The sequence below is a fragment of the Streptomyces sp. NPDC006235 genome (assembly GCF_040613735.1).
In the GTDB taxonomy this organism is placed as follows: Bacteria; Actinomycetota; Actinomycetes; order Streptomycetales; family Streptomycetaceae; genus Streptomyces.
Window position 1 is genome coordinate 1 of sequence record NZ_JBEXSR010000073.1, and the last position, 24,799, is coordinate 24,799.

Genomic DNA, 24,799 nt, shown 5'->3' on the forward strand with positions numbered 1-24,799 from the left:
GCCGCACATCGCAGGCCGCGGTCTGGCCGAGGAACGCGTCCGTGCCGCCATGCGCAGCAAGGGCCGACTGCCCGCCTGATCCAAGGACCGCTCGGCCGATGGGCCTCCATGCGCGGAGTGCGGTCGGCCTTGCGGTGCTTCCGCTAGATACACCTGTCGAGGTGGAGAGGCTGGTGGAGCTGTCGCGTGCACATCACTGCGGGCCGCGGGCGATGAGGGTCCTTGCTCAGCTGCCGCGCTTCCATCTCATGCTCATCGTCACCCGCGAGGGTGACCGCCGCTGCAAGCTCCCGCCGCACCAGCGTGCCCTGGTCAGCCTGTACCTCTGTCGGCACGACACTCTCACGCAGTTCGCCGCCGACTTCGGTACCCCGTCCTGCACCACGCCTAGACTGCCACGGTGACCGGCCTGCTTGCCGATCGCGCGCCCGGCCTGCTGCGTGCGCTGCGCGAAGCCGACCCCGACTACGTCCTGCCCGCGACGACGACCTAACGGCGGCACGCACCCACCGGATCATCCGTATCTGTGAGCGCCAAGGCGTTCCGGTCCTCGCCGACCGGGCCTACATGGGAGCCGGCTCGTGGGTGACGACACCCGTCAGACGCCCGTCGGCCGCGAGCTCACACCGACCCTGCAAGATCAGGCCCTCGCGGCGTAACGACCACGTGCCCGGGATCACAGGGAAGCTTCAGGTACTGCTGTGGCCCCGTTCCCGGTCGGAGGAGCGGGGCCAGGTGGGAAGGGCGGGTTACAGGGCGGCTGCGGCGCTGTGCAGGTTCTTGGCGGCCAGGGCCAGGCCTTCGGTCTGGGAGTAGGCGGCGTCCTCGTGTTCGATGTTGACGGCCATGTCCGGGTCGACTTCGGCGAGGGCGCGCAGGAACTCCGTCCAGTAGGCCACGTCGTGTCCCTCGCCGACGGCGACGAACTTCCAGGCCGGGTTCTCGGGCCAGGCGTTGCACCAGAAGCCGTAGCCGGTGGGGACCTTGCCGGGGGCGTCGGCGGGCACGCGGGTGAACGACGTGTCGAGGACGCCGCGGATATCGGCGCCTGGGCAGAGCGTGGCGTCCTTGGCGGCGGCGTGGAACACCAGCGGGCCCAGCCACTTGATGGAGGCGACGATGTCCATGCCCTGCCACATCAGGTGGGAGGGGTCCATCTCGGCGCCGACGTTGGTCAGGCCGCCTTCCTCGACGAGGCGCTTGAGCGTGACGGGGGAGAAGACGACGTTGTGCGGGTGCATCTCGATGGCGACCCGGACGTCGTTCTCCCGGGCGAGGGCGTCGATCTCCTTCCAGAACTCGACGGCCACGCCCCACTGGTAGTCCAGGACGTCCATGTAGACGCCGTCCCACGGGTTGACCACCCAGGACGGGTACTTGGCGTCGGGGTCGGAACCCGGGGTGCCGGACATCGTGACGACGTGCTTCACGCCGAGCAGTCCGGCGAGTCGGATGGTACGGCGCAGGTCGTCGGCGTGCTTCGGGCCGACACCGGGGAGGGGGTTGAGCGGGTTGCCGTTGCAGTTGAGGCTGGTGAGCTCCATGCCGCGGTCGGCGAACGTCGCCAGGTACTCCTCGCGCGCGGTGGCCGAGGACAGCAGCAGGTCGACGGGGCAGTGCGGGGAGGGGATGAAGCCGCCGGTGTTGACCTCGACCGAGGTCAGGCCGTTCTCCTTCAGGATGTCGAGGGCCTCGGTGAGGGTGCGGTCGTGCAGGCAGGCGGTGTAGGCGCCGAGCTTGAGGGCCATTTCTTTGCTTGCTCCTTCGATGCGGGTGATCAGGCGGCGGGCGGAACGTCGACGGCGGCGCCGCCGTTGCGGGAGGACTGAACGACGGCCTGGATGATCTCCATGGTCCGCAGCGCGTCGGCGAAGGTGGCGCAGGCCGGCAGCGGCTCGGCGACCCCCGCGACCTGGTCGAGGAAGGCACGCGCCTGGTAGGTGAAGTTGTCGGCGTTGCTGGCGCCCACACCAGGCGCCTCCATCGGGACCCCGCCCGCGAAGTACGGCATCTGAGGCCCGGCGATCACCTGCCGCGCGCCGCGCGTACGGGCGTCGGGCTGGGCGTCGTCGAAGAGGTACTCGGCAGGCCGGTGCTGGTCGAACGCGGCCCGCCCGCCGACGCCGAGCACGTCGAAGGCGAGCCCGTTGGGCAAGCCGAAGCCGGTGCGCGTCACCGAGAAGGTGCCGACCAGGCCGGACTCGAAGCGGGCGGTGAAGGTGGCGGTGTCCTCGTTCTCGACCTCGCCCATTTCGTCCGAGACGGGCGAGGCGTTGTGCCCGACGACCGCGCCCAGCGGCAACGGCCGCTCGGGGATCTGCCTCGACAGCGAGGCGCCGGAGACCGAGACGATGGGCCCGGCGACGTACTCGGCGACGTCGATGACGTGCGAACCGACGTCCCCGAGCGCCCCGGAACCGGGCCCGCCCTTGAACCGCCAGCTCAGCGGCCCCTTCGGGTCGGTCGCGTAGTCACACCAGTACCGGCCGCTGAACACGGTCAGGTCACCCAGCTCACCGCGGATGACATGGTCACGGATCGCGGCGATGCCCGGAGCCCGGCGGAAGGTGTACCCCACGGCCATCACGACATCGGCGCCGCGCTCCAGCTCCGTCATCGCACGGGCGTCTTCCATCGAACCGGCCAACGGCTTCTCGCACAGCACGTGCTTGCCCGCGGCGACCAGCGCCTCGGCGATTGTCCGGTGCAGCGCATTGCCGACGACGATGCTGACGGCGTCGATCGTCGGGTCCTCGGCGACGGCCTCCCAGCTCGGCAGCGCCTTCTCGTAGCCGTAGCGGCGGGCGGCGTCCTCGCCCAGGGCGGTGTTGGCGTCGGCGATCGCGGCGAGGCGGACCGGCGGCAGCCCGGCCCCGAACACGGTGTTGACGTTGCGGTATCCGGCGGCGTGACTGCGCCCGGCCATGCCGGCGCCGATCACCGCAACGGACAAGGGCTTGGCAGACGTGGTCATGCGGGTGCCTTTCGGAGAAGGTGCGAGAGCAGGCAACGAGGGCTTGTCGCGGTGACCGGTCAGTTGGAGGTGGGGAAGTTGAAGCCGGCGGTGACCTGCTGGGTGGGCTGGGGCCAGCGGGTGGTGACGACCTTGGGGCGGGTGTAGAAGCGGATGCCTTCGGGGCCGTGGATGGGGGAGTCGCCGATGAGGGAGTCCTTCCAGCCGCCGAAGGAGTAGTAGGACATCGGCACGGGCACCGGGACGTTGATGCCGATCATGCCGACCTTGATGTTGCGCTGGAAGCGGCGGGCGGCCTCGCCGGAGCCGGTGAACAGGGCGGTGCCGTTGCCGTAGGGGTTGGCGTTGATGAGATCGATGGCTTGGTCGAGGCTGTTGGCGCGGACGATCGCGAGGACCGGGCCGAACAGCTCTTCCTGGTAGGCGTCCATCTCGGTGGTGACGTGGTCTAGCAGGGAGGGGCCGGTGAAGAAGCCCTCCTCGTGGCCGTCGATCTTGAGTCCTCGGCCGTCGACGACGATGGTGGCGCCCTGCGTGGCGGCGGTGCCGACCGCGTTCTCGACGCGTTTCTGGGCGGCCTTGGTGACCAGCGGACCCATCTCGGTGCCGGGGGCGTCGCCGGGACCGACCTTCACCTCGCGGGCCTTGCGCTCCAGGATCTCGACCAGCGCGTCCGCCGCGTCACCGACGGCGACGGCGACGGAGACGGCCATGCAGCGTTCACCGGCGGAGCCGTAGGCGCCGGCGGTGATGTGGTTGGCGGCGTATTCGAGGTCGGCGTCGGGCAGGACGACGGCGTGGTTCTTGGCGCCGCCGAGGGCCTGGACGCGCTTGCCGTGCGCAGTCGCTTGCTCGTGGACGTACCTGGCGATGGGAGTCGACCCGACGAAGGAGACGGCTTCGATGCCGGGGTGGGTGAGGATCGCGTCGACCGCGTTCTTGCCGCCGTGGACGACGTTGAAGACGCCGTCGGGCAGGCCGGCCTGCCGGTAGAGGCCGGCGACGAAGTTGGCGGCGGAGGGGTCGCGTTCGCTGGGCTTGAGGATGAAGGTGTTGCCGGTGGCGATGGCTATGGGGTGCATCCACAGGGGCACCATGGCGGGGAAGTTGAAGGGGGTAATGCCCGCGACGACTCCCAGCGGCTGGCGGAAGTTGTGCACGTCCACACCACGGGAGACCTGGTCGGAGTAGTCGCCCTTCAACACGTCGCCGAGGCCGCAGGCGAACTCGACGACCTCCCGGCCGCGGGTGATCTCGCCGCGGGCGTCGTCGACGGTCTTGCCGTGTTCGGCGGAGATGATCCGGCCGAGCTCCTCCTCGTGCTCGACGAGGAGCTGGCGGAAGGCGAACATCACCTGGGTGCGCTGGGTGAGGGAGGACTCCGACCAGGTTTCGAAGGCCTGCGTGGCGGCGGCGACGGCGGTGTCCACGTCGGTGGCGCCGCCCAGGACGACCTGGGCCTGCTCGGTACCGGTGGCCGGGTTGAACACCGGCTGGGTCTCGGCGGCGGAGCCCGCGTTGGGGCTGCCGTTGATCCAGTGCGAGATGGTCTTCACGGGGAGGGGTCCTTACAGGTAGTGGCGCTGGTTGTGCTTGTGGGCGGCGTACGTCTCGTACGCGGCCTGGGTGGACTCCAGGGCGGAGGTCTGGCTGACCGGGACGTCCCACCAGCCGTGGCCGGGCGGGTGGGGTCCGTACAGGTCGGTCTCGACATGCACGACCGTGGTGCGGGTGGCGGCCTTGGCCTTCTCCATCGCGCTGCGGAACTCGTCGACGGTGGTGGCGTGCAGGACGTCCGCACCGAGGCTGGAGGCGTTGGCGGCGAGGTCGACGGGCAGGACGCTGCCGTCGAGCTGGCCCGAATCGTCGTTGCGAAAGCGGTACTTGGTGCCGAAGCGCTGAGAGCCGAGCGCCTCCGAGAGCGCACCGATGGAAGCGAAGCCGTGGTTCTGGATGAGAACGATGATGACCTTCAGGCCTTCGGAGACCATGGTCACGATCTCCTGAGCCATCATCAGGTATGAGCCGTCACCCACGAGGACAACGACCTCACGCGAAGGGTCGGCCATCTTGGCGCCGACGCCCGCGGCGACCTCATAGCCCATGCACGAGTAGGCGTACTCGACGTGGTAGGCCTTCGGATCCCGAGCCCGCCACAACTGTTGCAGGTCACCGGGCATCGAACCCGCGGCGTTGATGACCACGGCACGGTCGTCGAGGGCGTCGTTCAGCGCGCCGAGGATCTGAGTCTGGGCGGGCAGTTCACGGGCGTTGCGGTCCGGGGCGAAGCACTCCTCCTCGATCTGCCGGGTGCGGGCGATGAGTTGGCGGGTGCGCTCGCGGTACTCCGGTTCGACTTCCCAGTCCGTCAGCGCCCCCGCCAGTGCCTCGAGGCCGAGCCTGGCGTCGGCCACCAGCGGCTCCGCCGAGTGCTTCACGGCGTCCAGGCGAGCCACGTTGAGGTTGACGAACGTGACGTCCGGGTTACCGAAGACGGTGTGGCTGGCGGTCGTGAAGTCCGAGTACCGCGTACCGATCCCGACGACGACATCGGCGTCCTTCGCCAGCTCGTTGGCCGCGTACGATCCGGTGGAGCCGATGCCGCCGACCGCGTACGGGTGGTCCCACGGCACCGCGCCCTTGCCGGCGTGGGTGTCGGCCACCGGGATCCCGGTCGCCTCGGCGAACGCCCGCAGCTCTGTCTCGGCACGGGAGTACACCGTGCCGCCACCCGCCACGATCAGCGGCTTCCTCGCCTGACGCAGCAGGCGGGCGGCCCGCTGGACGGCGGCCGGTTCCGGCACCGGCCGGCCGATGTGCCACACCCGGCGGCGGAAGAAGGAGACGGGCCAGTCGTAGGTCTCGGCCTGCACGTCCTGCGGCAGGGCGAGGGTGACGGCGCCGGTCTCGACCGGGTCGGTGAGCACCCGCATCGCCGCGAGGGCGGCCGGGATCAGCTGCTCGGGGCGCTGGATCCGGTCGAAGTACTTCGATACGGCCCGGAAGGCGTCGTTGACGGTGACGTCCCCGCCGCGGGTGTCCTCCAGCTGCTGGAGGACGGGGTCGGCGGCACGGGTGGCGAACATGTCGGACGGCAGCAGCAGCACCGGAAGGCGGTTGGTCGTCGCCAGTGCCGCGCCCGTGATCATGTTCGTGGAGCCGGGGCCGGTCGATGCCGTGCAGGCGAAGGTCGCCAGCCGGTCGCGCATCTTCGCGTACGCGACCGAGGCGTGCACCATGCCCTGTTCGTTGCGGGCCAGGTAGTACGGCAGATCCGCCTCTTGGGTGACGGCCGCCTGCAGTAGTGCCTGGCCGATGCCGGCCACGTTGCCGTGCCCGAAGATGCCCCACACGCCGGGGATGAGGCGCTGCTCCTGGCCATCTCGCTCGCTGTACTGGCTGGCCAGGAAGCGGACGAGAGCCTGCGCGGTGGTCAGTCGCACGGTGTTCATAGCTGGTTGCCTCCTCCGAAGGGCAGTCGGTCGTCGATGTCCTGCGCGTCCCAGGTCGAGCGCACCCAGCCGTGGGCGGGGTCGTCGCAGATCAGCCAGGCGCGGTCCTGCCCCGGACCGGCCATGACGTTGAGGTAGTAGAGGTCGTAGCCGGGCGCGGCGATCGAGGGCCCGTGCCAGCCGTGCGGGATCAGCACGGTGTCGCCCGAACGAACCTCGGCGAGTACGTCGATAGGCCGCTCGGCGGTGCCGTACACACGCTGGTAGCCGAACCCGCCCTCGCCGGCGACCTCGAAGTAGTAGATCTCCTCCAGCTCGGACTCGACCGGGTTGCCGGAGTCGTCCGTGCGGGCCTCGTCGTGCTTGTGGGGCGGGTATGACGACCAGTTGCCACCGGGGGTCAGTACCTCGCACACCAGCAGTTGCTCGGCCTCGAACGTCCCCGGCAGGCAGTAGTTGTTGACCTGCCGTGAACACGCCCCGGCGCCCCGCAATTCGACGGGTACGTCCTCCTTGCGCCCGTACCGAGCCGGTTGACCTCCCTGCTCGGTACGGGCGGAGGGCAGCGCGAACCTCCCACCGGATGCGCTGCTGATCTGGGCCTCCGACCCGCCGGGGAGGTAGGCGAAGTCGGTGGCTGAGGCGAACACGCCTGTCCGGCCGGTGAGTTCGAAGGCCGTGCCGTCCGTGGTGACGGTGCAGGAGCCCGTCAGCGGCAGGACCAGGAACTCGGAATCCCCGGTGGACAGGGCGTGTGCCTCACCGGGCTGCAGGGTCAGGATCCTGAGCCCGGAGTATCCCCAGCCCGCCGATTCCGGCGTGACCAGGACGTCGTAGGAGCCGTCGGTCGAACTCCCTGTCGACAAGTGGTACTTGGACGTCACAGCAGGCTCACCGCCCGGTCCACGGCACCGGCGACGTCGCCGTTGGAGGGGTACAGGAGCGAACGGCCCACGACCAGGCCCTGCGCGGTGGGCTGCTTCAGCGCCTTGCCCCAGGAGGCGAAGGCGGCGTCGGCGTCCTTGACCTCGCCGCCGAGCAGCAGTGCGGGCAGTGTGGAGGAGGCGAGGACGCGCTCCATGTCGTCGACGACCGGCAGCTTCAGCCAGCTGTAGGCGGTACGGCGCCCCAGCCCCGAGGCGATGGTGATCGATTTGATCACGGCGTCGGTGGACAGGTCGTTGCGGATCTTCCCGTCCTGCCACCGGGAGATGAACGGCTCGACCATCGCGATCAGTTGACGGTCGTTCAGTTCGTCCACGGCGCGGGCGGCGTGCTCCAGGGCGGACGGCGTGACCGCATCGTCGAGGGCGATACGGGTGAGCATCTTGCCACCGTCGAAACCCATTGCGGCGATCGTGGCGGCGTCGTAGCCGGTGAACCGGTCGTCGATCTCGAAGACCGAACCGGCGAGTCCCGCGCGGTTCATGGAACCGAAGACGCTCTTGCCGTCCAAGACACCGAGCAGTAGCAGATCCTCCAGGATGTCGGCGGTGGCCAGCACCCCTGTCACGCCCGGCCGCTCCAGCGCGACACACAGCCGGTCCAGCAGCGCGAAGCGGTCCGCCATGGCGTTGGGGTCGCCGCCGACGCCGTTGGCGCCGCGCGCCGGATGGTCGGCGGCGATGACCATCGCCTTGCCGTGCTCACCGAGCAATGAGGTGGCCTTCACGCGTCGCGCGGCCGCCGCCTCGATGGCGCCGGGGTCGTTGACCCGGGACTTCACGACCCGGTTGACGTTGTCGTACGGCACGTGGTTACGCCTCTCGCTGGAAGTTGTCGGGGACATCGGGCCCTGTCACGCGCAGCTTCGCCTCGACCTCGGCCTCGGTGGGCATCGCGTCCGAGCAGGACAGCCGGCTCGCGACGATGGCGCCTGCGGCGTTGGCGAAGGACACGGTGCGGCGGGTGTCCCAACCGGACAGCAGGCCGTGACACAGCGCCCCACCGAAGGCGTCACCGGCACCGAGGCCGTTGACCACGTCAACGGCGACGGGCGGGACCTCGACGGCCGAACCGCCCCGGTCCATCGCCAGCACGCCCTTCGGGCCCTGCTTCACCACCGCCAGCTCCACCCCGGCGGCGAGCAGCGCCTTAGCGGCGGCGCACGGCTCGCGCTCGCCGGTGGCGACCTCGCACTCGTCGAGGTTGCCGACGGCGACAGTGGTGTGCCGCAGGGCCTCGGCGTAGTACGGACGCGCCTTGGACGGGTCCTCCCAGAACATCGGCCGCCAGTCGAGGTCGAAGACCGTCGTGCCCGCCTTCGCCCGGTGCGCGAGCGCGGCGAGGGTGGCCGACCGACTCGGCTCCTCGCTCAGCCCCGTACCCGTGAACCAGAAGATCGCCGCGTCCAGCACCGCGCCCAGGTCCAGCTCGTCGGGCTGAATGTCCAGGTCGGGGGCCTTGGGCAGGCGATAGAAGTACAGCGGGAAGTCGTCCGGCGGGAAGATCTCACAGAACGTCACCGGGGTCGGCGCGATGTCCGACGTACCGACGAAGCGGCTGTCGACGCCGTAGCCCTCCAGGGCCGTACGGACGAAGTCGCCGAATGGGTCCCGGCCCGTCTTGGTGATCACGCCCGCCGTGTGCCCGTACCGGGCGGCAGCCACCGCGACATTGGTCGGGCTGCCGCCGAGGTACTTGCCGAACGAGGTGACCTCGGCCAGCCCCACGCCAGTCTGAAGCGGATACACATCCACTCCCACACGGCCCATGGTCAGCACTTCGAACGACATCACGCTGGTTTCCCTTCGCTCCGGAGGATCTGGGATGCAGGTGGTGGAGGGGCAGTGACTTGGAGCGCTTTAAAAGCGTCCAGCGCGTACGATGTCGACTGTCCGAATGTCCTGTCAATAGGGTGTCGCCCGAAGTCGCTCAGGTCCGAGCACTGTCTAGGACCAGGTGGCGGTGTATTCCTCGATCTTCTTCCGCATGAACAGCGACGATTCCCTGGCCCGTTCCTCCCAGGCGAAGACGCATGCCGTGAGGGTGCCGTCGAAGCCGTTCGCCTTCAGTTCGCGGAAGAGTTCGCCGAAGTCGACCTCGCCCTGCCCGATGTCCAGGTGCTGGTGGATGCGGGCGGGTGTGCCGGGCGGGTTGAGGATGTAGCGGTTGCCGGAGGACGCGGTGTGGTCGAAGGCGTCGGCGAGGTGGACGTGGGTGAGCAGGTCCCCGGCGTGCTGGATGATGCCGGGGGCGTCGTTGCCGATGTGGAACGTGTGCGGGGCGCAGTACAGGAAGCTGACGTTGGGGTGGTTGATGCCGCGGATGAAGTTGATCGCGTCGTAGCCGTTCTCGATGAAGTCGTCGGGGTGCGGCTCCAGTGCGAGGTGGATGCCCTCGTGTTCGAACAGCGGCAGCAGGTCATCCATCGACCGCCAGAACTGGGCCTCGCTCCTGTCGGGCTCCTCGGGGCGGCCGTTGAACTCGGAGATCATGCTGGTGACGCCGAGGTCGGCGGTGATCCGGATGGCCCGCTTCCAATACCGTACAGCGGCCTGCCGGGCGTCCTCGTCCGGTCCCGACCAGCGGAACAGCGGCAGGACGGAGGAGATGCCGACGCCCGCGGTCTCCAGGGCCTTGCGGAACTTGGCCACCGTGGCGTCGTCGACGCGCGGGTGCCGGAAGAACGGGATGAAGTCCTCCCGCGGGGAGAGCTCGATCCACTCGTAGCCCAGCTCGGCCACCACGGCGGGCAGTTCGAGCAGCGGTGTGTTACGGATCATGTAGGGGTCGAGTGCGATCTTCACGTGGATCTCCCGGTGGGGTGGCAACTCGGCGACCTGCCCGATGATGGACTTGTCGACGAAGGTGGGCCCGGTCGGCACCGGCTGCTCGCGGCCGCCCATGGAGTTGCCGGTGTTCTTGCGGGACCCCAGGATGTGGAGGTCCCGTTGAGCCCGGGCGGGGAGCCGGAGCCGGTCCGGCAGGGAGGGGCAGGCCGAGCCTGTCGTCTCGGTGCCGGCAGGCGAGGCGGTTAAAGCGTTTTAAGTTCTGGTACTATCAGCGGCCTTGCGGACGAATGTCAAGGGTATTGCCGCAATCGACGGGAGATCATATGGACGAGCTCGGCTCCGCTCCCCACACGGGTGGCAACGGTGCGACTCCACGACCCCGACTGGAGGACGTCGCCGCACGCGTCGGCCTGTCCACGGCATCGGTGTCGCTGGTGCTGCGGGGCATCGCCGGCCCCAGCGAGCGCACCCGGCAGCGCGTCCTGAAGGCTGCCGCCGAACTCGGCTATCGCCCTGACCGCACCGCCAGCGCGCTGGCCAGCAGGCGCAGCCGGCTGCTCGGCGTCATGGTCGACGTTCACAGCGCCTTCCAGGCCGAGCTGGTCGAGCATCTCCACACGGCCGCCGAGGAGGTCGGCTACGACCTCGTCCTGAGTACCCAGACCCGGACCCGCGACGAGCGCACGGCGGTCGAGACGTTGCTGGCCTTCCGCTGCGAGGCACTGATCCTCCTTGGTCCGGTGGCCCCCGCCTCCGTCCTCGCAGACCTCGACCGCAAGGCGCCCGTCGTCTGCGTGGGCCGCCGGATCACCGGCGCCGCTCTCGACGTCGTCCGCAGCGCCGACGACGACGGAGTCGGCCAGATCGTCGACCACCTGGTGCGTCTCGGTCACCGTGCGATCGCCTACGTCGACGGCGGCAAGGGCGTCATCGCCACCGATCGGCGCCGTGGTTACCGGAACGCCATGCGCCGCCACGGCCTCGACGAGCAGATCAGGATCCTCCACGGTGACCTCACCGAGGAGGCCGGGGAGAAGGCTGCCCGGTACCTCCTCGACAGCGGCGACCTGCCGACTGCCGTCGTGGCCTACAACGACCGCAGCGCCATCGGCCTGCTCACCGCCTTCAGGGGGGCCGGGGTCGACGTTCCCGGAGCTGTGTCCATCGCCGGCTACGACGACGACGCCCTGTCCCGGCTGAGTTGTTTCAGCCTCACGACCGTCAGTCAGGAAGCCGAGGAGCAGGCCCGCCAGGCGGTGACGGCCGTCGTCGAACGCCTCGACCAGGGACGCGCCACGCCCCGCGAGATCGTCCTCGCCCCCTCCCTGGTCGTACGGGGCACCACGACGAATCCGCACTGACCGCGTCGGGCCACTCCATATCCGGCGCTCGTCGCACTCTCCTGGCCGCCCCGGCCGACCGGCTGTGGCGGACACCCGGTCGAGAAGGCTACTGGTGAACTGCCGAGCCGCGCCGCCCGACCGCGAACGTATGGCGGATGCATCTTTTATGGGCGGATGGCGGCAGCGCGCGCATTCGTGAGAAAGCTCTTGACACCTGCGTGAAACACAAGCATGCTCTGCGCACCGCTTAAAGCGATTTAAACAAAGTCACGGAGCGCACGCGACCCGTTGCCGTGAGCAGCGCCGGGGAACCTGCGGCAAGCCGCCCCGGCGCAACGGTTCGGGTTGCCCTGCAGACCTTCCGGATGCACGGTCGGCGGCACCGCCGACCCCGACAGACTCGTCACCGAGGCCCCCACGCCCGGGGCGCAGCCCGCCTCCCTCCGTTCGGCTGCGCCCCGTCATCCCCGATGACGCGCCGTAGTACCGCAGCAGCCACCTCATCCGCCATGTCCCCGTCCCTGGCGACGCACGAAGGAGCAACCAGCACATGGAACGCAAGCAGACCCGGCGACCGCTCGTTCGCCGTCTTCCCCGAAGAGCTCTGACCGCAGTGAGCCTGCTTGCCGTCACTGCGGCCGCGGTGACCGGATGCGCCAGCGGCAAAGCCTCAGGCGGCGATGGGGGTCAGTCGACGGCGCCAGCCGGGGGCGGATCGAACTCCGGCACGAAGAGCAACGGCAAGAACTCCATCTACGTCATCGGCGGCAAGTCCGACGACCCGTTCTTTTCCGCGGTCAAGCGTGGTGTCGAGGACGCCACGAAGCTGGTGAAGGCGGGGGGCGGCAAGGTCACCTACCTCGGCCCGCAGAACTACGACAACCTCGGCCCGGATGTCGCCAAACTGACGCAGACCGCCGTATCACAGAACCCGTCGGCGATCCTCGTGCCGGACTGGGTGCCCGAGAACCAGGACCCCGCGATCAAGGCGGCCGTGGCCAAGGGCATCCCGGTGTTCATCTACAACTCGGGTGGCATCGACGCGGCCAAGCGGGTCGGCGCCGTGAAGTACATCGGGTCGGACGACTACGAGGCGGGCAAGGCCGGCGGCGCCAAGTTCGCCGAGAAGGGCGCCAAGAACGTCCTGTGCGTCAACACCGTGCCCGGCTCCGCCAACCAGGAGGCCCGCTGCAAGGGCATCAAGGACGGCGCCGAGAGCAAGGGCGCCAAGTCCAAGCAACTCCCACTGCCTTCCTCCAACTTCGGCAACCCGTCCGCCGTCACGCAGGCGATCAAGGGCGCGTTGCTGAAGGACACCAGTATCGACGCCGTGGTGACGATCGGCGTCGGGGATGCGGACAGCGCCGCCTCCGCGATCAAGCAGGCGGGCGTCGGCGACAAGGTCAAGCTCGGCACCTTCGACCTCTCGCAGAGCCAGCTCGACCGGATCAAGGCCGGCAACCAGTTGTTCGCCATCGACCAGCAGCCGTACCTGCAGGGCTTCTACGTCGTGTCGATAGCCAACCAGTACCTGTCCTACGGCGTCCTCCCGCCGCAGAACCCCATCCTGACAGGCCCGCTCCTGGTCACCGCTGACAACGTCGACGCGGCGATCGCCGGTGCCAAGGCCGGCGTCCGCTGATTCATCCCAGAGCTGCCGGGCCCGGCCCGGGCCCGGCACGTCTCCCTGAGGCCCCCGCCTCGCAGCACGATCCAGATTCCCGAAGGTGACCCATCCGATGACAACCTCACTTCCCGACACGACGGCCGAGAGACAGACCGCCGTCGCACCGCCGAAGCAGTCCGAGAGCCCGCTGGGGCAACTGCGACATCGTCCAGAGGTCGGCGCGCTCATCGGAACGATCAGCGTCTTCGTCTTCTTCGCGGTCTTCGGCGGGGAGAAGTTCCTCGCCCCGGCGGGCGCGGCGAGCTGGCTGAACATCGCAGCGGAGCTCGGCATCATCGCCATCCCCGTCGGGCTGCTGATGATCGCCGGTGAACTCGACGTGTCCGTGGGTTCTGTGCTGGCCGGCAGCTCGATGACACTGGCCATCGTCTCCGGCCACTTCGGTGCCCCGATGATCGTCGGCATCCTCTGTGCGCTTGCGCTCGGGCTGCTGACCGGCCTGCTCAACGGAATCATCGTCACGCGCACCAACGTTCACTCCCTGGTCGTCACGCTGGCCACGCTGTCCGGCCTCGCCGGTCTCACCCTCGGCCTGTCCCGCGTCACGACCGGCACCACGAGCGTCCCCGTCCACCCCGACCCGCTGTCGAAATCGCTGTTCGGCCAGCTGATCGGCGGTCAGTTCGAGGTCGCGATCTTTTGGTGGCTGGGTCTGGCGGTGCTGGTCACGGTGATCCTGCAGATGATGAAGTACGGCAACTGGATCTTCGCCATCGGCGGCGACAAGGAGAGCGCCCGCGCCACCGGCATCCCGGTCGACCGAGTGAAGATCGCCCTGTACATGGCCAGCGGCTTCGGCGCCGCCCTGGTCGGCGTGATCCAGACCATCCTCTACAACGGTGCCCAGGTCGCCAACGGCCAGTCCTTCGTCTTCAACTCCATCATCGCCGTGGTCATCGGCGGCGTCCTGCTCACCGGAGGCTACGGCTCCGTCGTCGGCGTCGTGCTGGGCACGCTGACCTTCGCCATCGTCAACCAAGGCATCTACTACACCGGTTGGAACTCCGACTGGGCCAGCCTGATCCTCGGCATTCTCATCCTCGCGGCGGTCCTGATGAACAACACCTTCCGTCGGCTCGCCCTGTCCTACAAGCCCCGCACCGCGAAGAAGGCATGACCATGACCGCACCCGTGCTGCGCCTGGACGGCATCAGCAAGTCCTTTCTCGGTACCACTGCGCTGCAGGACATCTCCCTGGAAGTGCACGCCGGAAAGGTGCTCTGCCTGCTCGGCGACAACGGCGCCGGCAAGTCCACGCTCATCAAGATCATGTCAGGGTTCCACAAGCCCACCACCGGCACCGTCGAGGTGGGCGGCGAACCGGTCGTCTTCGACAGCCCCCGCGACGCAAGCGCCCGGGGCATCGCCACCGTGCACCAGTTCGGCGGCACCTTCCCGCTGATGGGTGTCGGCCGCTGCTTCTTCGTAGGAGCCGAACCCACCAAGGGCTTCGGTCCGTTCAGGCTGTTCGACAAGAAGCTCGCCGGTGAGATCGCCGTACGTGAGATGCAGTCCCTCGGCATCACCCGTGTCACGGACGGCAACCGTCTCGTGGGCAGTCTGTCCGGTGGTGAGCGCCAGGCGCTGGCGATCGCGCGCGCGGTCTACTTCGGCGCCAACGTGCTCATCCTCGACGAGCCCACGGCGGCGCTCGGCGTCAAGGAGGCCGCCCACGTCCTACGCATCGTCATGCAGGCCCGCGCCAAGGGCGTCGCGGTCATCCTCGTCACTCACAACGTCCGGCACGCGATGACGGTCGGCGACCACTTCGCCGTCCTCATCCGCGGCCAGAAGGCCGACGACTTCGGCAAGGGCGATCGCACCCGGGAAGAGATAACCGACCTCATGGCCGGTGGCGAGGCCATGGCCGACCTGGAGGCCGAGCTCGCTCAGCTGCAGGCTGACGCTTGATCCGCACCGGAGTGCGGCTACCACCGCACTCCGGTGCGGATCGAGGTCCGACCGCTTGTCTCCCACGTCTCCCTGTGTGCGTCCGTACGTACCGGCGGACGCACACTGCATTTCCGGGGCTCAGCCCGGACTGCGTCCCCCGGTCACCTGTCGATGAAGCAGGGAGCTGATCCGGCGGAGACCGCTCACACGCGCTGGGCGGAGGCCGGATCGCCGACCGCTGCCGAGCGGCCGACCAAGGTCGAGGTGCCGTGCGTCTCGCCTGTGCCGTCGGAGCCGAGGAAGCGGTAGATCCCGAAGGGTGGCATACAGGCTGGGCAGCTTGCCAGCTCGGCTGCCCTGGGCGACGAGCAGGTTGGCCGGACGGAAGAAGAGGCGGCGCAGGAGGCTGGGGTCGTTGCCCAGGTGGTTGGGTGCCCAACCGCGTGTCGAAGCCGTCCTTGGTGCGGGACGCAGGGACGCTCACGACGGCGGCGTTGTTGAGAGCAGGTCCAGGCCGCTGTGCCGACCAGTGGCGAACTCGCGTACGGAGGAAAGGTCGGCGGGGCCGAGTCGGCGTACTTCCGCGTACTTCCACAATGCCCTGCACGACCGCGCCCGCCGCCCTGCCGCGTGCGGTGTCCCCACTGCGAGGACGACGAGCCGCCCGCGTCGGCCGACGCATGGGAAGGTGGCGAAGCGGCCCCCGCTGTTGGCGCCGGTCACGACGGCGGTGCGGCCGGTCCAGTCGGGGATGGTCGGGGGTGAGCCATGGCTGGGTGTTCTTGTTCTGGGGGCGTTGTCTCCTGCGGGAGTTGGCCCGAGGAGTCGGGTGGGCTCGGCCATGCCCCTCTGCCGCTTCAGGAACAAGTAACCCTGCTCGACGCCCCGGTGCTGAGCGGCTTCGAATGGCTCGTTCCACACGGACAACGCCCCGCCCTGCTCGGCCTGATGATATTTGTCAGCACGGCCCGGAGGCATCGTAGGTGGTGCATGGGACCGCCTCCTGCGGGTCCGACCGGATCGTCCCGTTGATCGGTGACGGGCAGGGCGGGAGTGAGGTGCGCAAAGGGGCGCTGGAACGTGGTGCTCTGCCGGTCCTCGCGGCATCGCACGGCTACGCCGGCCTGGCGGTGAGCGGCCTGCTGCTACCAGAGATGGCCGAGCAGGACTGGACGAGGTGGTCGCGACCGTCCTGCGCCAGTGCATGCCGGAGCCGGGTCATGGACAATGAGTGGGCCAGTCCTGACGATCACTCCCGAATTGGCTGTCCGGCGCTGCGTTGGCCGTCTGTCGGGGCGTTATACCAACGGTGCTCTGCGGCAGCCGTAGCCATCACGGAGAAGCGGGCACGCCAGGATCTCCGCGTAGAGGAAGTGTTCCAGGCAGTCGACACTGGCCCAGATCTCCTCCTGCGGAGGGTATACGGGCCAAGTCGAAGCGTCTGGTCAGCCTTAAGACCACACCGAGCCCGGAGTATTGAGTGCAGGTCGGTCTTCGCTTCGCCAGTGGCCAGCACGGCCGCCTGGCGCTCCGTTTCGTCCGTTGGTGACCACTTGTGGAGCGCCAACGAGGTCGGCGACCGCACGCACCATGCCGTCCATGGGCAGCACGTGGAACATGTACGGGTCGAGGATGACCCTCACGCGATGTCCCGGGTGGCGTAGAAGGCGGGGCGGGGCTTCATGTCCGTGAGGACGATCCGGCCGGACTTACGCGCTTCGACGGTGGCGTTGGAGACGACGGTCGCTGCATAGCCGTCCCAGGCGGAGGGGCCGGTGGGTTCGTTGCCCGTCGCCAGGTTCGCGATCCACTCGCGGAACTCGGTGTCGAAGGCGTGTACGAAGCGGCCCACCCAGTCGGTGAGCACCTCCGTGCTGCGCTGCCCGGTGGTGCGGACGTCGACGGCGGCCGGGTCGGGCAGCCGTACGAGGCCATGCTCGCCGACGGTCTCGCACTGGATGTCGTAGCCGTACTGGCAGTTGACGAAGACCTCGAGGTCGATACGGATGCCCTTCACGGTCTCGTAGAGCATGATCTGCGGGTCCCTGAGGTGCTCGTACCGCTTGCTCGTGGCGCGTGGAAGCACCACCTGGGCGGAGACGATCTCGTCGTCGAGCAGCCAGCGCAGTACGTCGATCTCGTGTACCGCCGTGTCGAGCGCGGCCATGTCGGTGGTGTACGACTCGGGCACGGACGGGTTGCGGTGAGCGCAGTGCACCATCAGCGGTTCGCCGATGCGGCCGGAGCTGATGACCTGCTTCATCTGCCGGTAGCCTGCGTCGTAGCGGCGCATGAAGCCCACCTGGACGAGACGTCGCCCGTGTGCCATCTCGGCCTCCATGATCTTGAGGCAGTCCTCGGCGGTCGTGGCGAGCGGCTTCTCGCAGAAGACCGGCTTGCCGGACGCGATGGCGCTCAGCACGTGTTCGGCGTGGGTGGGGCCCCAAGAGGTGACGAGCACCGCGTCGACGTCATCTGCCGCGATCAGCTCGCCGCCGTCCGCGAATACCTCGGCCCCGACCTGGGCCGCCGCTTCCTGGGAGCGCGCGGCGTCGATGTCGGTGACCGCGGTGACCTGGGCACCGGTCACGGTCTCGGTGAGACGGCGGATGTGGTCCTGACCGATCCAGCCGGCCCCGATCACTCCTACGCGCACAGTCATTGGGGCTTCCTTTCTACATCTCGGGCGCATGAGGCCCGGGGGGCGGAGCGTTCAGGAAAAGCGGGCTTTGAGCTAGTGCTCCAGGCCTCCGGTGAACAGTGAAGTGCGCCGAAGGCGGCGATGACCGCGGGGCGTCGTCGACAAGTGTGGATGTCGTGGTGCCTGGCGGCATCGTCTTCCTTGGGTGCGCACATACCCGATGTGGGAGCGGGAAACAGGGCGGTGGCCGTGCCGTAAGGCATGTGGTTGATCAGCAGGTCTCTTGGTCGAGCGGAGCGCCCAGCCAGGCACGTCCCGTGGCCAGCGCTTCTCACAGCATCACGCACCTTCGCATCGAGCTGCCCCGGGGATGTGAGGGGGCGGTAAGAATCTCGTTTAGAGCGCTTTAATAGCGCGCTCTAGAAGGAGTACGATGGCCGCCACCTGAATCTGATGTCAATAGCTTGTCGCTACGAGATTTCCGCTGGCGCGCCGAGGTGCCGCGTGGCCGCGGCCCCGGAAGGGGGTGCACCGATGGATGTGTCGAGCTGTGCGCGCCGCGACGGCTGGTGTTGCCCCGAAGGTAGGAGTGTCGCGGGTTGCACTCTCGATCACCTTCCGCAACCCCGCCGAGGGTCGGTCAGGAGGCCAGGAAGCGAGAACTGCCGGTCCGGGGCGAGGGCATGCTCATGCGGTCGAGGTCCTGCTCGGGCACCGTTGCGGACTCACTCACGGTCGGACAGGTGATCCTCACTGGATGTCCGAACATTATTTTGTCCTGTCTATTGATGATCCCTCGATTCGCTGGCAAGCTCCCGGAAAACCCATGAACCCTGCCGATTTCAGCATCTATAGGGAGGTATGCCCATGCTCGATGGGGAGATACGGACTACGACTCAGACGGCGGTGCCGTCGGACACTCCCGGGCCTCATACAAAGCGGCTCGGCCTGATCGCCGTCATCGCGACCTTCGGCGGACTTCTGTTCGGCTACGACACGGGTGTCATCAACGGTGCGCTGGCACCGATGAAGGAGGACCTCGGGCTGACCGCCTTCACGGAGGGCTTCGTGGTCAGCATCCTGATCTTCGGTGCCGCGTTCGGCGCCCTGATCGGCGGCCGGCTCGCCGACGCCTACGGCCGTCGGCACAACATCCTGATGCTCGCGGGTATCTTCACGGTCGGCACGCTGGGCTGCGTCGTCGCCCCCAACTGGGAAATACTGGCGCTCTTCCGATTCGTCCTCGGCCTCGCCGTGGGCGGCGCCTCGGCCACCGTTCCGGTCTACCTCGCGGAGGTCTCTCCCGCCGAGCGGCGCGGCAGCCTGGTCACGCGCAACGAGGTCATGATTGTCTCCGGGCAGTTCGCCGCGTTCGTCATCAACGCCCTCATCTTTAACATCTGGGGCGAGCACGACGGAGTCTGGCGCTACATGCTCGTGGTCGCCGTACTCCCCGCCTTCGCTCTGTTCTTCGGCATGCTGCGGATGCCGGAGAGCCCGCGATGGCTGATCTCCAAGGGCCGGGAGTCTGAGGCCCTGGAGGTTCTCCAGCAGATCCGCAGCCCCGAACGAGCCATGGCGGAGATGGCCGAGGTGCGCGCCCTGGCCGAGGAGGAGAAGCAGGCGCAGACGGGCGGTTGGGCCGACCTCGCCGTGCCGTGGATCCGCAGGCTGCTCCTGATCGGCATCGGGCTGGGCGTGTTCCAGCAGTTCACCGGCATCAACTCGATCATGTACTACGGCAGCCAACTGCTCGAGGACGCCGGGTTCTCCGCGAGGGCCGCCATCATCGCCAACACGGCCAACGGCCTGTTCAGCGTCCTGGGCATCACGGTCGGCATTCTGATCATGAACAAGATCGACCGCCGCAAGATGTTGCTCGGCGGCTTCGCCTTGACGACGTCCTTCCACATCCTCGTCGGCCTCTCCGCGACGCTCCTGCCGGACAGCACCGCCAAGCCCTACATCATCCTGCTGTTCGTGATTTCCTTCGTGTTCTCCATGCAGGGCACGATCGGACCTCTGGTCTGGTTGCTGCTGGCAGAGATCTTCCCGCTCAAGATCCGCACGTTTGCCATGGGCGTGTGTGTCTTCATGCTCTGGATCGCCAATGCCGGCGTCGCGTTCGGCTTCCCGCCCGTCGTCAGCGCCCTGGGCATCGCCCCCACGTTCTACATCTTTGCCGGGCTTGGCGTGGCGGCCCTGGTGTTCATCCACACGATGGTGCCCGAGACCCGGGGCCGCTCCCTGGAACAGTTCGAAGACGAGTTCCGGGCCAAGCACGCCTGACCACCAGCCGCCAACTCTCCGATTGGTCACCCCATGTCAGTCATGGTCGCCGTATCAGACAGTCCAGAGGGCGCGGCCGCCCTGGCCGCCGGTGTCGCCGAGGCCAACCAGCTCGCCACCGACCTGATCATCGTCAATCTGTCCCTCACGGAAGTGGACACCACATCGATCCCGTCCACGCTCAACTTCAAGATCATTGAGCGCAAGGGCAGGGATGACCGAGACCCGGCCGAAGCCGTCCTCGACGAAATCCAGGACCATGCCGTCGACCGCCTCGTGATCGGCATCAAGCGCCGTTCACCAGTCGGCAAGGCGCTGCTGGGCAGCATCAGCCAACGGTTGTTGCTGGATTCACCGGTCCCGGTCGTGGCGGTGAAGGTGGGCCTGCAGGACAACTGATCCCGCAGCCACCGCCCTCCGCCTTCGGGATTGGCATGGTTAGCTCCCCTTGTCGCGAGCATGGCCTGCAGGGTGATGTCACCGGCTCCAGCGGCACTGACAGCCCATTGATCAGGGGCATGACACGGTGCTCGGTGCGGCGGGCCGACCCTGTGGTCCGCCCAGCAGCGGCCTCGACCCGGCGCCGGGCGGACTGCCAGGGCAGCCTGGTGTACAGGCGCAGCAATTCGACGCGGCGTTCGACGGCAGTTGTCTTCATGACTCGGAGCCCCTCAACACCGCGGAGACGTCCCGACACAGCGCGCTCGGCCGAGAGCCACGAGGAACAAGGACCATGCAGCGGCGCCAGCCGAGTTGGCTTCTCCACGGTGTACTCGATGTCGGGTTGAGCACGGGGCAGGGACCCCGCCGGGCCCACCACTTCGTATTCGACACATCGAGCGGGGGGCAGGCCCTGGTCGCCGGGATGACGCACCGCCGCGTCACCCGAATGGCGCACTGTCGGTTGCCAGCCTTCGCTGAGAATCACCTTCCCTGCAACGCATCAGCAATCAGCCGCCGCGACGTAGATCCCAAGCTCCGTGATCACTTGAGACCGTGCGTTGGAGTGAGCACCGAGGCGCGGGACCGTGCGCAGCATTGACGGGTCAGCGCTCGTAAAGCCCCGCATTCAGCGGCGACGGTAAGGAAGGTCGTCGTGGCGCAGGGCAAGGTAAGTCTCCGGGGTTGCGGCTTCCAGCAGGCCCGGATGGTCATCGAGGTCGAGTCGAGGTTCTTGCTGGTCCGGGAGAAGGTCGCTCCACTCGCGGTCCGGGCCCTGATCGTATGCCTGGCGGACGAGCCTTCGGACCCGAGGGCGGGCCTCTTCCTGCTGCTAGCGGAAGATGCGTCGCTGGGTGCGGCGGCGCTCCTCTTCGGCTTCCTCGTCGGTTGGTTCTTCGGCGAACTGCTGATCTTCGGCGCGCAGTCCAGGGGTGCGTTCGGTGATCATCCGGTCCTCGTGGTGCAGCCGTGCGCAGGCAGCGAACAGGCGGCGGGACATGCCCAGGTGCACTTCGGTGCCGGGGATACGGCAGGTGAGGAAGTCGTCCAGGCCGATCAGACGTGCCCCCCTCACGGAGGGATTGCTCGTCATGCAGGTTGCTGGTTGCACCGCGGGCGTCGGCGCGCAGGGCGCGTGTGGCGTCGTCTCCTTCCAAGGGGATGGTGATCCCCTCTCTCCGACGGCGGCGGGTGGTGCGGTCGGCCGGCAGGGCGATGGTGCGTAGTTGGGATGGCGGCGCGGAGCGCAGGGCGAGGTAGACCAGCATCTGTGTGCGGGCTGTGCCCATGAGGGCGTCGTCGCTGGCGCCGAGGTGGTCTTCGGGGCTGCTGGGAATGGTCGGTGTGGGGGAGACGCCGCCGTTATCGAGAGGTGGTTGGCCGGGGTGCTGGTCGTGGTCGATGGTGAGGAAGAGGTCGCCCTGGGGTTGTACCGCTGCACCGACCAGGATGCGGCGGTGCGTGTAGGCGTGGAGGATCTTGCTTCCTTCGCTCAGTTGCTTCCAGCCATCCCTGAGGGTTGTCTTGCCGACATTGCCGCCTTTCGCCTCGATGAGCCAATACGCGTTCTCCGCCTCGTGTAGGCCCCACAGGTCCGGCAGGCGCCGGGTGGGGTCCTTGAAGGCGTCGGCGAGCGCCGGGTCGGGACCACCGTCTTCCAGGTGCCATGTCTGTCCGAGGCCCATCAGCGAGCGGCAGGCTCACTCGGCCATGGTCATGCCCAGCCGGTAGCCGAGGGCGTTCTTCGCGGTCCGCTCGGTGCCGTATTCGTAGACCGCGTTGAGGGTCAGGCGTCGCCCCGCGCTGTGCGGGAGCGGGTGCTTGGGCGTGACGTCGTGAAGACCGAGATAGGCATACAGCGGGGAGACCCGGGCGACGAGTTCACCTCGCGCGAGCTGCGGAACCTGCTGCAGGTTCGGCGTGACATCGCGGCCCACCTCGGTTGCTGCTTTGATGGTCTCCCGCCAGGTGGTGGTGGGGGCGTACCACCCGTCGCTGGTCGGGAAGGTGGCCGCTGTGTCCCAGGGTGCGTGCGGGGCGGTGCGCCACTGGGGGTAGGGGCGCCGTGCCGGGCCGTCGCGGAACAGCACCGGTATGTCCAGGATGTCGGCGTAGACGGGTGGCGGCGCGTCGTTCACGTGTGCGGGAATCACGCCAGTCACTGTGGCACCGGTTGTCTTCATGGCTTCGAAGTGAGTCTTCTCGTGTCAACCTTGCGTGGCTGGTCGGAGTTGATCGCGTTCGGGGGCTCTGGGGGCGGAACGCTCGTGGCGTGCCGGTGTTCAGCGGGCTCCGGTTGCTGAGTCGATGATGTCCTTCTGTTCCTGGTCGGCGTCCCTGTTGCTGGGGGCGGATCGCCTGTACTGGGGGTGGTCGAGGTCCATCTGGAGTGCGGCGTGCAGGGGGGCGGGGTAGCGGGTGCGCTCGGACCAGGCCATGGCCTGGTGGGAGAGGCTGGCGGTGGCTCGGGCGAGGTCTTCCCGGGAGTAGCGGGGGTTGGTGAACATGGGATTGATCTCGCGGGTGGTGATGGAGTGCCAGTTGCCGTTGAGTTCACTCTCACCCCGCGCATCCCTCTCGTCGCTGGCACGCCAGCGGGTGCGGTCGTCCCCGAGGCGGCTGCGGTTGTGGGTGCGGGATTCGCTGAAGAGGAACCAGGGGTGTCCCTCGGGCCGGTGGCCGGGCCAGGCGAGATACTGGCTGACCTTGATGAAGGGGTCGAGTCCCTTGGCCAGCCGGCTTTTGGTCATGCCCTCTTTCTCGGCGTAGACGAAGCGGGGAAGTTCGTCCTGCATGGTGTTGACGCGGATGTAGCTGATCGGGTGCAGACGCTCGTCCGCGACGTCCTGGTGCGGAGTCCACAGACGCCTGTCGTCCGCGGGCAGGCTGTCGGGGGTCAGGCCGAAGCTCCTGTTGTGGAAGCCGGGGTAAATGCGACGCCATGCATGGCCATCGAGCATGACGGCGAGATCGAGACCGGCCATTTCGGGCCTCTGCTGGAGCTGTACCAGCGCACGGGCAGCGTCGCTGCCGACCTCGCACCACCGGTCCATTCGCGTCTTGCTCGCGTCTCTTTCGTTGTGCAGGGGGTAGTTCTTGGCGTGGAAGGCGGTGTTCGCGTCGTAATACGGGGCCCAGGTGTTGGTGATGTTGCTCCAGCCGAGCATGGTCCACACGCCGCCGGGCTTGATGGGTGGGATGAGCACGGCAGCAGTGGTGATCCAGAGGGGCTCGCCCCGATAGAGGTTGCTCTTGGTCTGCATACGGCAGTGCAGGCCGCAGTAGGCGATGCGGGGCAGTGGGTTCTTGTCGGGGTGCAGGATGGCCTCGTACCGGTCGTCGACAACGCCGAGGCTGCGGTGCATGTCAAGCACAGCGGCGAACGCGGCGTGGTCCTTGTGGTACTCCTTCTTCTGGGGCTGAATCTCGGTCAGGACGGGTGCGGCCGTTCCCTTGCGGTACTGGAGCTTGGCGCCGATGGTGAATTGGCTGGGTACGCGTGCTTCAGCGAAGAGACCACGCACCGCGTGCTTGGAGTCCTTCTCGTTCCTCTCGGTCTCCTCAGCCCTCTTCCGGGCCGTGCGGCTGCCGTTGGCCGGCGTGCTTGCACCGTCCTGGTCGGTGCGGGGCAGCTCGGTTTCGCACCAGACAACCAGGCGGGTCCCCGGCTCCTTGTAGCGGTTGGTGATCGCGTTGACTTCAGCGCGGCGGATGCCAGCGCGTCCTGTGCCGTGCTGAAGGAGTTCTTCTGCCTTGTGAAGCACCAGGCGGATACCGGGGCGGAGTTCGACCTCGCTGCGTGAGGGTTTGATCGTCTCGGGATCGATGCCGTAGGCGCAGGCGAGGGCCTGCACCATGCGCTGTCGCGTGGGGTACCGGTACCACAGGCCGAGATACACCAGCTTGCTCTCACCTTGCTTTTCGATGGAGCGCTGGATGGATTCTGGCGAGGGGAGGCCGACCTTGTCCTGGAAACGGGCAGCTGCCTTCTTGCTGCTCTCGTCGTCGCTTGCCTTCGCCTGCGTCCACTGCAGGTGGGATGTGTCCTGGAAGTACCGCTTGCCGAAGCCTTTGCTGTCACTGACCAGGGTCATCACCGGTGCCGCGCCGCTTTCGCTGTCACTTTCGCCGTTCCCGGTCAGTTCCGGGGCGAAGGAGGCGTGGAGGTGCTCCATGATCAGACGGTGGTGATGGGTGCCGGTGCCGGTGCCGACACCGTTGCTCTTAGAGGTCCTAACAGAAGTTGTTGATCAAGTGACCGTCGGCTTGTCTGCTCGTTGGTCGAGGCGTGGGGAAACGTCAGTCGCGGCCGTGGATCGTGTCGGACGAACTGTGGTCGCTCATC

20 protein-coding genes and 2 pseudogenes are annotated in these 24,799 nt (G+C 67.9%); 9 read left to right on the top strand and 13 right to left on the bottom strand.

Annotated elements, in window-relative coordinates:
* Window positions 1–101 precede the first annotated feature (101 nt).
* Window positions 102–191: pseudogene (locus ABZ192_RS41430) on the top strand (RidA family protein); the annotation flags it as partial.
* Window positions 192–212: 21 nt separating this feature from the next.
* Window positions 213–609, top strand: a pseudogene (locus ABZ192_RS41435) (IS5/IS1182 family transposase); the annotation flags it as partial.
* A gap of 140 nt (window positions 610–749) precedes the next feature.
* Here ABZ192_RS41435 and ABZ192_RS41440 read toward each other — a convergent pair.
* From ABZ192_RS41440 to ABZ192_RS41475, 8 genes are all read right to left on the bottom strand, one after another.
* Entirely contained in the window at window positions 750–1,748 is a 999-nt protein-coding gene (locus ABZ192_RS41440; RefSeq protein WP_356929627.1) for a sugar phosphate isomerase/epimerase, read from the bottom strand.
* A 29-nt stretch (window positions 1,749–1,777) separates the two neighbouring features.
* Window positions 1,778–2,974, bottom strand: coding sequence for a Gfo/Idh/MocA family oxidoreductase (locus ABZ192_RS41445; RefSeq protein WP_356929628.1), 1,197 nt, complete (start codon window positions 2,972–2,974; stop codon window positions 1,778–1,780).
* 59 nt (window positions 2,975–3,033) lie between these two features.
* Window positions 3,034–4,530, bottom strand: coding sequence for a CoA-acylating methylmalonate-semialdehyde dehydrogenase (locus tag ABZ192_RS41450; RefSeq protein ID WP_356929629.1), 1,497 nt, complete (start codon window positions 4,528–4,530; stop codon window positions 3,034–3,036).
* A gap of 12 nt (window positions 4,531–4,542) precedes the next feature.
* Entirely contained in the window at window positions 4,543–6,426 is a 1,884-nt protein-coding gene (iolD, locus tag ABZ192_RS41455; protein ID WP_356929630.1) for a 3D-(3,5/4)-trihydroxycyclohexane-1,2-dione acylhydrolase (decyclizing), read from the bottom strand.
* Window positions 6,423–7,310 carry a 5-deoxy-glucuronate isomerase gene (gene iolB, locus ABZ192_RS41460; protein ID WP_356929631.1) on the bottom strand — a complete coding sequence of 296 codons (888 nt, stop codon included), beginning with the start codon at window positions 7,308–7,310 and terminating at the stop codon, window positions 6,423–6,425. Before iolB ends, iolD begins: the two co-directional genes overlap by 4 nt.
* Entirely contained in the window at window positions 7,307–8,179 is an 873-nt protein-coding gene (locus tag ABZ192_RS41465; RefSeq protein ID WP_356929632.1) for an aldolase, read from the bottom strand. The genes iolB and ABZ192_RS41465 overlap by 4 nt, the downstream gene beginning before the upstream one ends.
* Window positions 8,180–8,183: 4 nt before the next feature.
* Complete coding sequence (gene iolC, locus ABZ192_RS41470; RefSeq protein WP_356929633.1) at window positions 8,184–9,161, bottom strand: 5-dehydro-2-deoxygluconokinase; 978 nt, start codon at window positions 9,159–9,161, stop codon at window positions 8,184–8,186.
* A 156-nt stretch (window positions 9,162–9,317) separates the two neighbouring features.
* Complete coding sequence (locus tag ABZ192_RS41475) at window positions 9,318–10,175, bottom strand: sugar phosphate isomerase/epimerase (protein WP_356929646.1); 858 nt, start codon at window positions 10,173–10,175, stop codon at window positions 9,318–9,320.
* Between the two features lie 308 nt (window positions 10,176–10,483).
* Here ABZ192_RS41475 and ABZ192_RS41480 point away from each other — a divergent pair, with 308 nt between their 5' ends.
* The 4 genes from ABZ192_RS41480 (at window position 10,484) to ABZ192_RS41495 (ending at window position 15,101) form a co-directional block, all read left to right on the top strand.
* A complete protein-coding gene (locus ABZ192_RS41480; protein WP_356929634.1) occupies window positions 10,484–11,521 on the top strand; it encodes a LacI family DNA-binding transcriptional regulator in 1,038 nt (345 codons plus the stop codon).
* A 595-nt stretch (window positions 11,522–12,116) separates the two neighbouring features.
* Window positions 12,117–13,145, top strand: coding sequence for a sugar ABC transporter substrate-binding protein (locus ABZ192_RS41485; protein WP_356929635.1), 1,029 nt, complete (start codon window positions 12,117–12,119; stop codon window positions 13,143–13,145).
* A gap of 97 nt (window positions 13,146–13,242) precedes the next feature.
* Complete coding sequence (locus ABZ192_RS41490; RefSeq protein WP_356929636.1) at window positions 13,243–14,307, top strand: ABC transporter permease; 1,065 nt, start codon at window positions 13,243–13,245, stop codon at window positions 14,305–14,307.
* Between the two features lie 2 nt (window positions 14,308–14,309).
* Window positions 14,310–15,101: an ATP-binding cassette domain-containing protein gene (locus ABZ192_RS41495; protein WP_356929637.1), complete on the top strand. Its 792-nt coding sequence runs from the start codon at window positions 14,310–14,312 to the stop codon at window positions 15,099–15,101.
* Between the two features lie 185 nt (window positions 15,102–15,286).
* On the opposite strand, the gene ABZ192_RS41500 is transcribed toward ABZ192_RS41495, so the two are convergent.
* Window positions 15,287–15,409: a hypothetical protein gene (locus ABZ192_RS41500; RefSeq protein WP_356929638.1), complete on the bottom strand. Its 123-nt coding sequence runs from the start codon at window positions 15,407–15,409 to the stop codon at window positions 15,287–15,289.
* A gap of 1,313 nt (window positions 15,410–16,722) precedes the next feature.
* Entirely contained in the window at window positions 16,723–17,745 is a 1,023-nt protein-coding gene (locus tag ABZ192_RS41505) for a Gfo/Idh/MocA family oxidoreductase (protein ID WP_356929639.1), read from the bottom strand.
* An 840-nt stretch (window positions 17,746–18,585) separates the two neighbouring features.
* Here ABZ192_RS41505 and ABZ192_RS41510 point away from each other — a divergent pair.
* Both ABZ192_RS41510 and ABZ192_RS41515 read left to right on the top strand, forming a co-directional pair.
* A complete protein-coding gene (locus tag ABZ192_RS41510) occupies window positions 18,586–20,013 on the top strand; it encodes a sugar porter family MFS transporter (protein WP_356929640.1) in 1,428 nt (475 codons plus the stop codon).
* 33 nt (window positions 20,014–20,046) lie between these two features.
* Complete coding sequence (locus ABZ192_RS41515; RefSeq protein WP_356929641.1) at window positions 20,047–20,412, top strand: universal stress protein; 366 nt, start codon at window positions 20,047–20,049, stop codon at window positions 20,410–20,412.
* Between the two features lie 874 nt (window positions 20,413–21,286).
* On the opposite strand, the gene ABZ192_RS41520 is transcribed toward ABZ192_RS41515, so the two are convergent.
* Window positions 21,287–21,529, bottom strand: a complete 243-nt coding sequence (locus ABZ192_RS41520; RefSeq protein WP_356929642.1) for a hypothetical protein — start codon at window positions 21,527–21,529, stop codon at window positions 21,287–21,289.
* Between the two features lie 310 nt (window positions 21,530–21,839).
* On the opposite strand from ABZ192_RS41520, the gene ABZ192_RS41525 reads away from it, so the two are divergent.
* Complete coding sequence (locus ABZ192_RS41525) at window positions 21,840–22,037, top strand: hypothetical protein (protein ID WP_356929643.1); 198 nt, start codon at window positions 21,840–21,842, stop codon at window positions 22,035–22,037.
* A 117-nt stretch (window positions 22,038–22,154) separates the two neighbouring features.
* Here ABZ192_RS41525 and ABZ192_RS41530 read toward each other — a convergent pair whose 3' ends face one another.
* A complete protein-coding gene (locus tag ABZ192_RS41530) occupies window positions 22,155–22,607 on the bottom strand; it encodes a hypothetical protein (protein ID WP_356929644.1) in 453 nt (150 codons plus the stop codon).
* A gap of 129 nt (window positions 22,608–22,736) precedes the next feature.
* The gene (locus ABZ192_RS41535; RefSeq protein WP_356929645.1) at window positions 22,737–24,629 is read right to left on the bottom strand and encodes an RNaseH domain-containing protein; all 1,893 of its coding nucleotides are present in this window, start codon (window positions 24,627–24,629) and stop codon (window positions 22,737–22,739) included.
* Between the last annotated feature and the right edge of the window lie 170 nt (window positions 24,630–24,799).